Here is a 12,461-nt window from a genome sequence, read left to right on the forward strand (position 1 = left end):
AAGGAGGGTGGCAAGTGACTGACACCGTACGGGCCCGTTGGGTGGACTCCGCCGCCGCCGTCGCGGCCGGTCCGCTCGACGGACGCTTCTTCTGTACGACGGTCGCCTGGACCCGGGCGTGGGAGGGCGTCCGCGCCGAACGCGTCCGCGCGTCCCGTCACCTGGTGCTCGAGGGCGGGCCGGCGCCGGAGCTGGTGCCCTACTACCTGGTCGACCACTCGCCGATCTGGCGCGACTACGAGAAGACGGCGGGGATCGAGCCGGTCTGGTCCGGCCCGGTGGTCTTCTCGTCCACCGTCTACGGCGTGCACGGCGGCGCGGGCGGCAGCTCGGCCGGCTACCGGGAACACGCCGTCGACCTCGGCCTGGAGCAGGCGCGGCGGTGGGGCGCGGAGGCGCTGGTCTTCGCCAACCTCGACGGTGCCGAGGTCGACGCGTGGTCCGCGGTCCGGCCCGACGGTTACCCGGTGCTGCTGGACCGGGCCTACGAGGCGCCGGTGGGTGGTTCCGAGTCCGCGTTCCTCGGCCGGATGACCTCCAAGCCCCGCCGTGAGCTCGGCCGCCAGTGGCGCCGGGCCCAGGAGAGCGGGGTGCGGCTGCGGGTGCTGACGGGCGCCGAGATGGTGCCGCGACTTGACGAGTTCGCCCGCTTGGCGATCGGCTCCTCGGAGAAGCACACCGACAACATCTACGGTCCCGAGATGTTCCGCGCCGTGACCGGCGTGCCGGGCGCCGTCCTGCTGGTCGCCGAGCACGACGACCGGATGGTCGGAGCGTTCTACTGCTTCCTCTACCGGGGACGACTCAGCCTGGTCTTCGCCGGGCTCGACAACGAGAAGATGAGCGAGCTGAACACGTACGCCTTCCTCATGTACGAGTCGCTGCGCTACGCGGTGGCCAACGGCGCCGAGGTCATCAACGCCGGCCGGTGCAACTACGCCTACAAGGAAAAGCACGCCTTCGACGGCGCCGACGTGTGGGCGTTGGTCTACCAGACCGGCTCGCGGCCGGAGGTCACCGACGCGCTCGAACGGATGAACAAGGGCCTGCACGAGTACCTCGCGCAGAACACGGGTCGCGAATGATCGCCCTGGGCCGGCGGCTGGGCTATTCGGGGAACCTCGCCGTCCTGCTCACCACCATCGTGGGCACCAACATCGGGTACACGGCGCTGTTGCCGTACCTGCCCCGGATCTCCGAGCGCCTCGGGCTGAGCGCGACCGAGCTGGCCATCTTCCTCACCGGCTTCGCGGTGACGAAGATCCTCGGCCAGCCGGTGGGCGGCTATCTCGCCGACTCCTGGGGGCTGCGGGCGACGGCGTTGGTGGGGCTCGTCGCGGCCGCGATCGGCATGTCCTTCATCATCTTCGCCGACACCGCCGAGCCGGCGATCCTGGGCCGGCTGATCTGGGGTGCCGCCGACGGGGTGCTCACCCCGGTCCTGTACCGGTCGTTGACGGTGATTTCCGCCGAGCACGGCCGGGACCCGACGAGCGGCTACGCGCATCTGGGCAGCGTCGCGGTGCTGAGCTTCGCCGGCGGCCCGCTGGTCGTCGGGCTCGTCTATCCGTTCGCCGACTATCCGGCGGTGCTGGCCGCCACCGCGCTGCTGACGCTGGTGAACGCCCTGGTGGCGTGGGTCGTGCTGCCCGACCGGGCCCGCAGCGTGCCGCCCGCCGAGGACGTGCCGGCCGCCCGGTCCGAACGCCTCCGGCCGCTGCTGCGCGCCATCGCCTTCTTCGCCATCGTCGACCTGTTCGCCAACCTGCTCTGGGCGGCGGCGGAACCACTGGTCCCGCTGTATCTGGCCCGGGCCTACGAGGACCCGACCGGCCGCGCCGCCTGGGTGCTCGGCCTCGGCATGCTGGTGTTCGCCGCCGCGAACCAGCTGCTCGCCCGGGTCTCCGACTGGTGGCGGCTGCCCCGGATGGCCAGCGTCGGCATCGCCGTGCTCGGCGTGTCCTGCATCGCGCTGAACGCGGTGGCCGTCCTCGCGTGGGGGCTGATCGGGATCGCCGTGTTCATGGTGGCGCAGGCGTACATCTATCTCATCGCCCGGCGCGGGATCCAGCAGCACGGCGGCGGCACCGGCCGGGCCTGGGGGATCTTCGGGATGTTCGGCGACACCGGTCTGGTCCTCGGCTCGGTGATCGCGGTGTGGCTCTTCGAGGCGTTCGGCACCCGGGCTTTCTCGCTGCTCGGCGTGGGCGCGCTGCTGGTCGCCGCCGTGCTGGCCGCGACGGTCCGCGGCCTACGCCCCGGCCCGGTCCCGGCCGCCGCCCCGGACCGGCGCGTCGAGACCCAGGTCTCCTGAGTCGCCTGCGGTGCAAGGAAGGGCCCCTTATTAACAGACGTCTGTTAATAAGGGGCCCTTCCTTGCACCGCTCCCCCGAGCTGGCGGGTCAGGAGCCGGACTTGCGGATCAGGTCGGCGGCCTTCTCCGCGATCATGATCGTCGGGGCGTTGGTGTTGCCGCGCACGATGGTCGGCATCACCGAGGCGTCGACGACGCGCAGTTGGGAGACGCCGAGCACCCGCAGCTCCGCGTCGACCACCGAGCCCATCGCGCAGGTGCCGACGGGGTGGAAGATGGAGTGGGTGTAGCGGCGGATGTAGTCGGCCAGGGCGGCGTCGGACTCCGAGGCCGGCGGCCGGAACGGCGACACCGTGTAGGCGCCGAGCGCCTTCTGCCGGGAGATCTCCAGGGCCATCCGCAGACCCACCACGGCGGACGCCAGGTCCTCCGGGTCGGCGAAGTAGTTGTGCACGATCCGCGGCTTGGTGGTCGGGTCCTCGGAGGCCAGGGTCACGTGCCCGCGGCTGCGTGGGGTGATCATCGACGGGCCGAAGGACAGCGCGTGTCCGGTCGGGATGCCGAGTCCGGTGTCGACGAACATCACCGGCGCGGCGAGGAACTCCACGTCCGGCGCCGGCAGCCCGTCGGCGGTACGCGCGAAGCCACCGACCTCCGGGCCGTTGCAGGTGAGCGGGCCGCGCCCCTCGGACATGAACTGCTCGAGGTTCTCCGGCGCGCCGGCGGCCAGCATGCTGATCGGGTGCTCGTGCTGGAAGATCAACGGGATCAGCACGTGGTCCTGGAGGTTCTGCCCGACGTGCGGCAGGTCCACCACGACCGGCAGGCCCAGCGGAGCGAGACCGGCGGCCGGGCCGATGCCCGAGTACATCAGCAGCTGGGGCGAGTTGTACGTGCCGGCGGCGAGGATGACCTCGCGGTCGGCCCTGATGGTGACGGCCTCGTCGAGGCGTTGCGCGACGACGCCGGTCGCCGACCCGTGCTCAATGAGCACGCGGTGGACCTGGAGGTTGGTCTCGACGGTCAGGTTCGACCGGTTCATCGCCGGGTGCAGGAAGGCGGTCGACGTGCTCGCCCGGCGCCCGCCCTTCTGGGTGAGCTGGAAGTAGCCGAAGCCGTCCTGCTCGGCGCCGTTGAAGTCGTCGTTGGCGTGGTGACCGGCCTCGACCGCGGCCTCCACGAACGCCGTCGACATCGGGTTGCGGGACCGGTTCTCCGACACCGCGAGCGGGCCGCCGCTGCCGTGGAACCGCGACTCGCCGCGCTCGTTGTCCTCCGAGCGCTTGAAGTAGGGCAGCACCTCGTCGTAGCTCCAGCCCGGCTGCTGCCACCCGTCGTAGTCGAGGCGGTTGCCGCGGATGTAGATCTGGGTGTTGATCGAGCTGGTGCCGCCGAGCACCCGGCCGCGCGGGAGGTAGACCCGGCGCCGGTCGAGGTGGGGCTCGTCGTGGCTGTCGTAGTCCCAGTCCAGCGCGGTCCGGAAGAGCTTCGCGAAGGCCGCCGGCACGTGGATGTTCTGCGCGGTGTCCGCGGGGCCCGCCTCGATCAGGCACACCGAGACGTCCGGGTCCTCGCTCAGCCGCGACGCGAGCACACAGCCCGCGGAGCCGGCGCCGACGATCACGTAGTCATAATTGCTCACCATTCCTCCAATCCTGTCTCCAGGGCCAGAATGAAGCGTTCACCAGCGGAATCCCACTCCGAGGTTGCACAGTTTTCCGCACTGTCGAACAAGAGATGGAACCGGCCGACGGTTACGATCTGGGCGACAACCGCCCGCGGATCGAAAGGTCGTGACAATGCCGGGGCAAAATGGCACGGAAACCCGCACTCTGACGAGGACGCGGGCCGAGCAGGAATTCGACGAGATGTACCGCCGGTACAACGAGGCGTTCGACGCCCGGGACGTCGACGGCCTCATGCGCTTCTATCGCGACGACGTCACCAAGATCGACTCGACCGGCGACGCCCAGTGGGACAAGGAGCAGGTGGCCGCCCTCTTCCACGGGCTGTTCCAGATGAGCTTCACGTCGAGCTTCGTGCCGATGAAGGAGGTCATCGGCGAGCACACCGCCCTGCTGGTCCTCGACAGCACGTTGACGTTCCCCGACTTCGAGGAGCACTTCATCACCGCGCTGACCTTCACGAAACAGGACGGCGAATGGAAGCTCCTGGTCGCGGCCAGCACGAACTTCCCGAGCTGACCGGCGGCCGGTTTCCCGGTCCCGAAAAGATCCCCGCGCCGCAATTTCGGCGCGGGGATCTTTCTGAACTGCGGAGCTAGGCCGGGCGGGCGACGCGATGCGCCGCGGTCAGCTTCTCCAGCAGCGGAACGATTTCGTTCGGGGTGGGCTGGCCGGTCAGTTCGACGCGCAACTGCTCGGCGTTGCGGGCGAACGACGGGTCCTCCAGCACCCGGATCAGTTGCTTGCGCAGCTTCTCCGGGGTCAGGTTGTCGCCGTCGGCGACGTGCACGCCGGCGCCGCGGGCCTCCAGCCCGTCGGCCGCGGCGATCGACCCCCAATACTTCACGTGCCAGTACGTGCCGTTGACGATCAGCTGCGGCACGCCGTGCTCCAAGGCCGTGGCGAAGGACCCCGGACCGCCGTGGTGCACGATGGCCGAGCAGGTCGGCAGCAGCACGCTCAGCGGCACGAAGTCCACCAGGCGGACGTTGTCGGGCAGGTCGGTCCCCGCGCCGATCTGCCGCTCGTTGAACGTGGCGACGACCTCGATGTCGAGATCCGCCACGGCCTCGAGCAGGTCACGCGGCGACGCCTCGACGCCATGACCCTCCCGGTTGGAGACGCCGAGCGTCAGGCAGACCCGCTTGCGGGTGGGCGGCTCGTGCACCCAGTCCGGCACGGTGGCCGGGCCGTTGAAGGGGGTGGGGCGCACCGGCACGTAGTGCACCCCGGCGTCGGCCGGGTGGTAGACCCACGGCGGCGCCGGGTCGATGGTCCACTGCCCGAGCGCGATCTCCTCGTCGAAGTGCGCGCCGTGGCGCCGCAGGAACGGCCCCAACCACTGCTCCATCGGATCGGGCAGCGCGTCCTCGCCGCGCTCGGCGCGCGCCTGACGGAAGCCGGCGCGGATCTGCGCGTGCGCGTCGACGCCCCAGGGCATGCGCGCGTGTGCCGCGCCGCTCACCCGGGCGGCGACCGGACCGGCGAAGGCCAGCGTGTTCCACACGATCAGGTCCGGCCGCCAGCGCAGGGCGTAGTCCACCAGGTCGTCGATCATCGAGTCCGGGGTGAGCAGCTTGTAGAAGTCCCAGGTCAGGTGCGCCAGCGTCGCTGCCGGATCACCCCAGCCGTACTCGGCCTGGGTGGACCTCGCCCGGGTACGCGGATCGGTTGCCGGAGCCACCGGGTCCTGCTCCGGCTCGGCCTCCTCCATGTCCTTCTTGAGGTCCGTCATCGGGCGACCGACGGGCGCGGGGGTCAGGCCGATGGAGGCGATGTGCTCGGCCAGGTCGGGCTGGCTGGCGACCCGGACCTGATGCCCGGCGGTCCGCAGCGCCCACGCCAAGGGGGTCATCACGTAGAGCTGAGACCTGTTGATGGCCGGTACGAACAGCACGCGCATGGGGAGTCCTTCCCTTGTCCGTGTTTAGGTCCCAGCGTCGCCGTCGCCGGCCGGGCCGGCACCTCCCAGCGTGCGATTCTGCTGACCCGCCGCTCAGCCTAGGGTCACGTCCGGGCGGCGCGCGCCGCGGCGAGCGCGGCGTCGTGATCCGGGTGCTGCTCGATCGCCGGGACGTACTGGGCGTGCACCACGTCGTCGTTCGCGTCGACGACGAAGACCGCCCGGGCGAGCAGGCGCAGTTCCTTGATCAGCACGCCGTACGCCAGGCCGAAGGAGACGTCGCGGTGGTCGGAGAGGGTCTGCACGTCGGCCAGGCCCGCCGCCCCGCACCAGCGCTGCTGGGCGAACGGGAGATCGACGGACACGGTCAGCACCCGGAGGCCGTCGACCCCCTGAGCCGCCTCGTGGAAGCGCCGCGTCTGCTGGTCGCAGACCGGCGTCTCCAGCGACGGAACGGCGGAGATGATGCGTACGGTGCCGCGCGAGGAAGCCAGCGTCACCGGCGACATGTCGGTGCCGAGGACGGTGAAGTCGGGTGCCTTGTCCCCCACGCTCACCGGTGTCCCGAGCAGGGTGACCGGCCTGCCCCGGAAGGTCGTGACGCCGGTCCGCTCCGCGATAGTGGTCATGATTCTCTCCGGACTCCTCACCGGGATCCGCGGGACCTGTGGGCGTGGGCCGCTATCCGGCCAGCTCGACGCTCACGTGGTCGCTGATCGCCAGGCGATGGTAGGGACTGCCGTGGTCGATGGACTTGATGGCCGCGGAGCGACCGATGACGGAACTGCGCAGGCCGCGCACGGACGAGATCGACGATCCGTCCTGCACGATGGACTCGGCCAGGTCGGTGGCGGACAGGGTGCAGGCGCGTCCGATCGCGGTGTTCGGCCCGACGTGGCTGTCCTCGATCAGCGTGTGCGCGCCGACGATCGCCGGGCCCTCGATCCGGGAGCGGACGACGCGTGCCCCGCGTTCGACGACCACGTCACCGACCACGCTGCTGGCGTCGTCCACCTCGCCGGCGATGTCCGGCCGCAGGGCGCCGAGGAGCCGGCCGTTGCAGGCCAGGACGTCCTCGGTGTGCCCGATGTCCCGCCAGTAGCCCTCGTAGCGGCTCGCCTCGACCGCCGCCCCGTTCGCCAGCAACCACTGGATGGCGTCGGTGATCTCCAGCTCGCCGCGGTCGCTGGGCGCGATGGACGCCACCGCCCGGTGGATGGCCGCGGTGAAGAAGTACACCCCGACGACCGCCAGGTCGGACCGCGGCTGCGCCGGCTTCTCGACCAGCCGCTCCACCGCCCCGTTCGGCGCCACCTCCACGATCCCGAACCGGTGCGGGTCGCCGACCTTCTGCACGACGATGTGCGCGGCCGGGCGGCGCGCCCGGAACTCCGCCGCGAGGTCGGCGGCCCCGTCCGGCAGGACGTTGTCCCCCAGGTACATGACGAAGTCGTCGGCGCCGAGGAACGGCTCGGCCAGCCGTACGCAGTGGGCCAGGCCGAGCGGCTGGTCCTGCTCGATGTAGCTGATCCGCAGGCCGAACCGGGCGCCGTCGCCGATGGCGCCGACGATGTCCGACGCCCAGCGCCCGACGATCATCGCGACCTCGGTCACGCCCATCCGGGCGATGTCCTCCAGGACGTACGCCAGGATCGGCTTGTTCGCCAACGGGATGAGCTGCTTGGGCATCGAGTGGCTGAAGGGGCGCAGGCGGGTGCCGGACCCACCCGCCAGCACGAGGGCTTTCACATCAGGTCCTCTCCGGAACCGTCACCGGTCCCAGTGCTCATACGTCGGTGGAGAGCCTCGCGGAGAGAGGACACCGTCCGGTCAGCCCTTGATCGGGCTCGTCTGTCGCGAGACGATCCGCCAGTCGCTGTCGGTCTTGCGGATGATCCACGTGCCCCGTACCAGGTTGGCGGGGTCGACGGTGCTCGCGCCGCGCGGGATGATCCCGCCGTCGGTGACCGCCAGCGCGACCGTGTCGGTCAGCAGCCGGATCTCCAGGGGCTCCTCGGTGAGCGTCGAGCCCTGGTAGGGGCCGCTGAACACCTCGGCCATGTACGCCCGGATCTCCTCGCGGTTCATCAACTGCCGGTCGCCGACGAGCATGCTGCCGTTCTCCACGAACATGTCGGCGAAGGCGTCCGCGTCGTTGGCGTCCCAGGCGGCCCGGACGCGCAGGGCCGCGGTGTACGCGGCGCCCTTCTCGCCGTTCGGGTATCCGCCGTAGTAGGTCGCCCACTTCTTGGCGCTCTCGACGAGCGACGCGGCTTTCTCGGTCATCTGGTCCTCCCTGTTGCCGTGATGCGGTGCGGATGTCACCAGCGGAGCGTGGCGCCCTCGCCACGGGGGCTGTTCTGGTAGGCGGCGAGCTGCCACTGGCCGTCGCGCAGGACGGTGACCCAGGTGGACCGGACGGCGAGCTCGGGGGCGATGTCGGTCTCGCCGGGGGCGAGGATCCCGCCGTGGGTACGCAGCAGCGCGACGTCGTCACCGACGAACCGCACGTCCACCGGGCGCCCGGTCACGCCGGTGCCCTTGAACGGCCCCGCGAAGGCGGCGGCCATGAAGGAGAGGACCTCCCCCCGGCCCACCTTGTAGACGTCACCGGGGAGGATCATGATGCCGTCCTCGGTGAACACCTCGGCGATGCCGGCGGCATCGTTCTTCGCCCAGGCCGCTACGAGCCGCAGCGGAACGCTCAGGGCTTGCTTCTCCTTCTCGCCGGTGAACGGACCGTAGTAGGCGGCCAGCTGGGCAGCCTTGTCCGCCACCTCGGGCGAAGTGCTCGTCGACATGTCAGAACTCCATTCCGCATGGACCGATACAACGTCCAGGACAGGCCATTCGGTGGTGACCCGCGTTGCCACCCCATCGTCGGTCCGGGCGCTCGGGGAACGCATCTCCGTGCTTGCTCCGGGCCGGCGAGGGGAGCACGGTGTCAGCCGCGGATCGGGCTGCCCTGGTGGGACATCAGCTCCAGCACCCCGGGTGCGCGCCGGGCGATCACCCAGACCGCCCGGATCTCCCGCTGCGGGAGCAGCTCGTCGTCCGTGGCGTACATGATGCCGCCCTGGGTGACCAGGAAGGCGGCGTCGTCGTTGAGGAACGTGACCGCCAGCGGCCACCCGGTGACCCGGGCGCCGCGCAGCGGGCCGGCGAAGCCCTTGGCCATGTACGCCCGGATCTCCTCCCGGCTGGTCAGTTGCTCGTCCCCCAGCAGCAGGCTGCCGTTCTCGGCGAAGACCTCGGCGAAGGCGTCCGCGTCGTTGGCCGCCCAGGCCGCCTGTATCCGTTGGCCGATGGTGAGCGCGGCCTTCTCGTCGGCGCCGGTGAACTGCCGGTAGTACGACTGGTCCTCCGCCACGCCCGCGGTCGCCAGCATGGTGCCGGCGTCACCCCACGAGGAACTGTCTTCGGTCATTGTCGGGACTCCCTTCGCCACAGCCGTCCGGATCACCGGCGGACCGCGGTCCAGCGCGGGTCCGCCGGTCTCCCCCGCCCCGACCGCCGGGCCGGACGATCGGCAGCCGACATCACCGCCGGCGCGGGGAGAGAAGGACGTCGGGTCGAGCATGCCGCCGGCGGTACGCGCTGTCTTCTCCTGGTGTGCCGATCCCGCGGCCGCCGGCTCTCCCGGACCGGTCCGGGTAACCGGATGACGCTACGCCGCTGCCCCGAACACGCCACTCGGACTACACCTTTCGATACCCTGACTTGCACCCTTCGGCGGTTCGGTTGAAGCCGATGAGCGGAGCTCCTAGGGTCCAAGACGAGGGACGTCGTCGAGCTAGGCAGTGGGCCGATATGACCGAGACTTCAGCTGTGGTGGTTCATCTCGAATCGTGGCAACCGACGCCGAAAGGCATCCAGGTCGAGCTCCTGGTGGCCGACGAGTGTGTCCGCCATGGACTCGCCGTCATGTTGAACTCCCTGGCGATGGTCGACGGGGTTCACCTGTGGGGGTCGGTGGACTTCGCGCCCCGGGTCGCCGCGGCCGCGCGGGACCGTGCGCCCGATCTGCTCATCCTCCGCTACGGCGACCTCGACGCCGACGCCACGCAACGGCTGGCGCGCGACGCCCGGGAGCGCGGCACGAAGGTGCTCCTGCTGCTGCACCGGGACCACGAGGACACCCTGGACGGCGTCATCACCGTCCCGAGCAACGGATTCATCGTCCAGGAGGACCTGACGTCCGCCTCGTTGGCCGCCGCCATCACGAGGGTCACCGACGGGGAGACGCCGATGCCGACGATGCTGGCCGACCGGCTGCTCTCCCGGGCCCGGGAGAGCGTCGTGCGACCGGCGGCGGCCGGCTCGAACCTGACGCCGCGGGAGCGGCAGGTGCTCGAACTGCTCGTCGAAGGGCTGAGCAACAAGCAGATCGCCCGGCGGCTGACCATTTCGCCACACGGCGTCAAGCGTCTCGTGTCGAATGTGCTCGCGAAGCTCAATTGTCCCACCAGGACGCACGCGGTCGCGGTCGCGCTCACCGACGGAATTCTCGCGGGAGCGTAATGCCCGTGTGTCGCGGTGACTGATCGGGAAAAGAGCACTCGCCGCGGTTATCCTGGTTTCACCGCCACCGGACCGCCGACGAACACGACAGGTTGGACTGATTATGGAGTTCAAAGCGCTCGATGTCCCGGTGAACTACGTCGAGTACGGCGACGGGACACCGGTCCTGGTGCTGCACGGCGCGAACGTGGATCACCGGGAAATGACAAGCGCCATGGAACCGATATTCGACGACGTGAAGGATCATCGGCGTATCTACCCGGATCTGCCGGCCATGGGGCACACGCCCGCGCCGGAGACGCTCAACAGCGGCGACGACGTGCTGGACCTGCTGCTGGCGTTCGTCGACGGGGTGGTCGGTAAGGAGCCGTTCCGGCTCATCGGTCATTCCGCGGGCGCCTACTATGCCCGGGCCATCGCCGGTCGCCGGCCGAAGCAGGTGAGCGGGCTGGCGCTGATCTGTCCGCTCGGTGAGCACGTGCGGGACGTGCCGGCGCACCAGGTGCTGCACGACTCGGTAGACCGGGGCGACACCCTGGACCCGGCGGAGGAGAGCACCTTCCGCGACTACTTCGTCGTGCAGACGCCGGCCACGCTGGAGCGCTTCCGGGAATACGTGGCCCCCTCCGCCGAACTGGCCGACGACGAGGGCCTCGCCCGGATCGGCGCGAACTGGATGTTCAGCACCAGCCCCGAGAAGGGCCCGAAATATGCCAGCCCCGCGCTGATCGTCACCGGCCGCCAGGATTCCATGGTGGGCTACGCCGGCCCCTGGGACCTGCTCGAGCACTATCCTCGGGCCACCTTCGCGGTGCTCGACCGCGCCGGCCACGCATTGCCGCACGAGCAACCCGACCTGCTCAAGGCGTTGATCACCGAGTGGCTCGACCGGGCTCGCGAACACGACTCCGCGTGAGCCGGGCCGGCCCGGCGGCGACCCGGCGACGGGTCACGGCCGCCCGCTGAATTCGCGGTGGCCACGCAGTGAGTCCCAGGTCCAACCGCCCACCCGCCGCGCCGCCGTCAGGCTCGCCCACGAGGTGAGCGCGATGAGCGCCTCGTCGGTCAGCCCGACGGCACGGCAGTCGTCGACGACGGGCGGGCTGACCTGATAGGAAGCCAGCACGGTCAGCAGGGCCAGCCGGCCGGCCGGCCGATCGGCGACCGCGAGCCCCGCCACGGCGTCGGTGGCCCAGGCGCGGCTCACGCCCGGGGGCTCCCCGTGCCACCCGGCCAGCTGCGACAGCACCAGCTCCCGGACCGCCGCCGGCGTGTGCCGGGCGGCGGCCGCCTCGACGGCGGCCGCCGCCCGGGCGAACGCGTCGGCGACGTGCGGGCTCCCGGCGGTCCACCCGAGGTCGTCGGGCACCGCCGCGGCGGGCAGCAGATCCGCGGCGTCTCCGGGCCGTCGGGGCGCCCGGGTCACCGGCCGCAGGATCCGCACGAGCAGCCGGAGCAGCCCGCCACGCGCCGGAGCGGGCAGGCCGGACGGGAAGGGCGACTCGCGGAGGAACACGTTGACCATGCGGTTGAGGTAGTGGAAGGTGACCACCACTCCGACCAGCTCCGCGGCGTGGCCGGCGGGGAACGGCACCCGGACGAGGCTGTCCGCGGTGGCAGCGGTCGCGCAGCCGGCCGCCCAGGCGACCACCTCCCGCCGGCCGGCGTCGGCGACCGGCCCGCCCGTGCCGGTGAGGCCGTCCAACGTGGCGCTGTGCACCTCCACGCAGTACGGGCAGGCGTTGCCCCGGGAGACCGCGGTGCCGACGGCCTCCTTGGTGGGTCGGTCGACCCGGCCGGTGGCGACGAGCGTCTCGCGCAGCATCAGCCAGGCGGCGGCGAGCACGTCGGGGGCCGGTGAGTGCAGCGCGATCGGCGGCGCGAGCATGCCGAAATCCCGCTCGACCTGGTCGTAGACCCGGTTGACGAGCCCGCCGCCGGTCCCGGGCCGGACCGGCTCGACGTACCGGATCTGGGCCAGGGAACTGCGCCGGGAAGCTCGGAGGAACACGCTTGCCATGCCTGCCCCCAGTCGGTT

Annotated in this window: 13 protein-coding genes; 5 read left to right on the forward strand and 8 right to left on the reverse strand. The window is 70.9% G+C overall.

The window, feature by feature from the left end; all coding sequences use genetic code 11:
- Window positions 1-14: 14 nt before the first annotated feature.
- Both K7640_RS30700 and K7640_RS02860 read left to right on the forward strand, forming a co-directional pair.
- Complete coding sequence (locus K7640_RS30700) at window positions 15-1,085, forward strand: GNAT family N-acetyltransferase (RefSeq protein ID WP_222953061.1); 1,071 nt, start codon at window positions 15-17, stop codon at window positions 1,083-1,085.
- Window positions 1,082-2,314, forward strand: coding sequence for an MFS transporter (locus K7640_RS02860; protein ID WP_222953062.1), 1,233 nt, complete (start codon window positions 1,082-1,084; stop codon window positions 2,312-2,314). The genes K7640_RS30700 and K7640_RS02860 overlap by 4 nt, the downstream gene beginning before the upstream one ends.
- A gap of 88 nt (window positions 2,315-2,402) precedes the next feature.
- On the opposite strand, the gene K7640_RS02865 is transcribed toward K7640_RS02860, so the two are convergent.
- Complete coding sequence (locus K7640_RS02865; protein WP_222953063.1) at window positions 2,403-3,959, reverse strand: GMC family oxidoreductase; 1,557 nt, start codon at window positions 3,957-3,959, stop codon at window positions 2,403-2,405.
- Between the two features lie 223 nt (window positions 3,960-4,182).
- Between K7640_RS02865 and K7640_RS02870 the strand changes: the two genes are divergently transcribed.
- The gene (locus tag K7640_RS02870; protein ID WP_222953064.1) at window positions 4,183-4,518 is read left to right on the forward strand and encodes a DUF4440 domain-containing protein; all 336 of its coding nucleotides are present in this window, start codon (window positions 4,183-4,185) and stop codon (window positions 4,516-4,518) included.
- Window positions 4,519-4,594: 76 nt separating this feature from the next.
- Here the strand turns inward: K7640_RS02870 and K7640_RS02875 are convergent, their stop codons facing one another.
- The 6 genes from K7640_RS02875 to K7640_RS02900 all read right to left on the reverse strand — a co-directional run bounded on the left by K7640_RS02875 (window position 4,595) and on the right by K7640_RS02900 (window position 9,329).
- Window positions 4,595-5,902 carry an activator-dependent family glycosyltransferase gene (locus K7640_RS02875; protein ID WP_222953065.1) on the reverse strand — a complete coding sequence of 436 codons (1,308 nt, stop codon included), beginning with the start codon at window positions 5,900-5,902 and terminating at the stop codon, window positions 4,595-4,597.
- Between the two features lie 104 nt (window positions 5,903-6,006).
- Window positions 6,007-6,531: a thiol peroxidase gene (tpx, locus tag K7640_RS02880; protein ID WP_222953066.1), complete on the reverse strand. Its 525-nt coding sequence runs from the start codon at window positions 6,529-6,531 to the stop codon at window positions 6,007-6,009.
- Between the two features lie 52 nt (window positions 6,532-6,583).
- Window positions 6,584-7,651: a glucose-1-phosphate thymidylyltransferase gene (locus K7640_RS02885; RefSeq protein WP_222953067.1), complete on the reverse strand. Its 1,068-nt coding sequence runs from the start codon at window positions 7,649-7,651 to the stop codon at window positions 6,584-6,586.
- A gap of 81 nt (window positions 7,652-7,732) precedes the next feature.
- The gene (locus K7640_RS02890; protein ID WP_222953068.1) at window positions 7,733-8,188 is read right to left on the reverse strand and encodes an SgcJ/EcaC family oxidoreductase; all 456 of its coding nucleotides are present in this window, start codon (window positions 8,186-8,188) and stop codon (window positions 7,733-7,735) included.
- A gap of 35 nt (window positions 8,189-8,223) precedes the next feature.
- On the reverse strand, window positions 8,224-8,703 hold the full coding sequence (locus tag K7640_RS02895) for an SgcJ/EcaC family oxidoreductase (protein WP_222953069.1): 480 nt from the start codon (window positions 8,701-8,703) through the stop codon (window positions 8,224-8,226).
- Window positions 8,704-8,846: 143 nt separating this feature from the next.
- Complete coding sequence (locus tag K7640_RS02900) at window positions 8,847-9,329, reverse strand: SgcJ/EcaC family oxidoreductase (RefSeq protein ID WP_222953070.1); 483 nt, start codon at window positions 9,327-9,329, stop codon at window positions 8,847-8,849.
- Window positions 9,330-9,712: 383 nt separating this feature from the next.
- On the opposite strand from K7640_RS02900, the gene K7640_RS02905 reads away from it, so the two are divergent.
- Window positions 9,713-10,423, forward strand: coding sequence for a response regulator transcription factor (locus K7640_RS02905; RefSeq protein ID WP_222953071.1), 711 nt, complete (start codon window positions 9,713-9,715; stop codon window positions 10,421-10,423).
- 103 nt (window positions 10,424-10,526) lie between these two features.
- Complete coding sequence (locus K7640_RS02910; protein ID WP_222953072.1) at window positions 10,527-11,339, forward strand: alpha/beta fold hydrolase; 813 nt, start codon at window positions 10,527-10,529, stop codon at window positions 11,337-11,339.
- 33 nt (window positions 11,340-11,372) lie between these two features.
- Here the strand turns inward: K7640_RS02910 and K7640_RS02915 are convergent, their stop codons facing one another.
- A complete protein-coding gene (locus K7640_RS02915; RefSeq protein WP_222953073.1) occupies window positions 11,373-12,443 on the reverse strand; it encodes a carboxymuconolactone decarboxylase family protein in 1,071 nt (356 codons plus the stop codon).
- Window positions 12,444-12,461: the final 18 nt, after the last annotated feature.

Origin of the sequence: Micromonospora sp. PLK6-60, assembly GCF_019890675.1 — a bacterium.
GTDB lineage: Bacteria > Actinomycetota > Actinomycetes > Mycobacteriales > Micromonosporaceae > Micromonospora.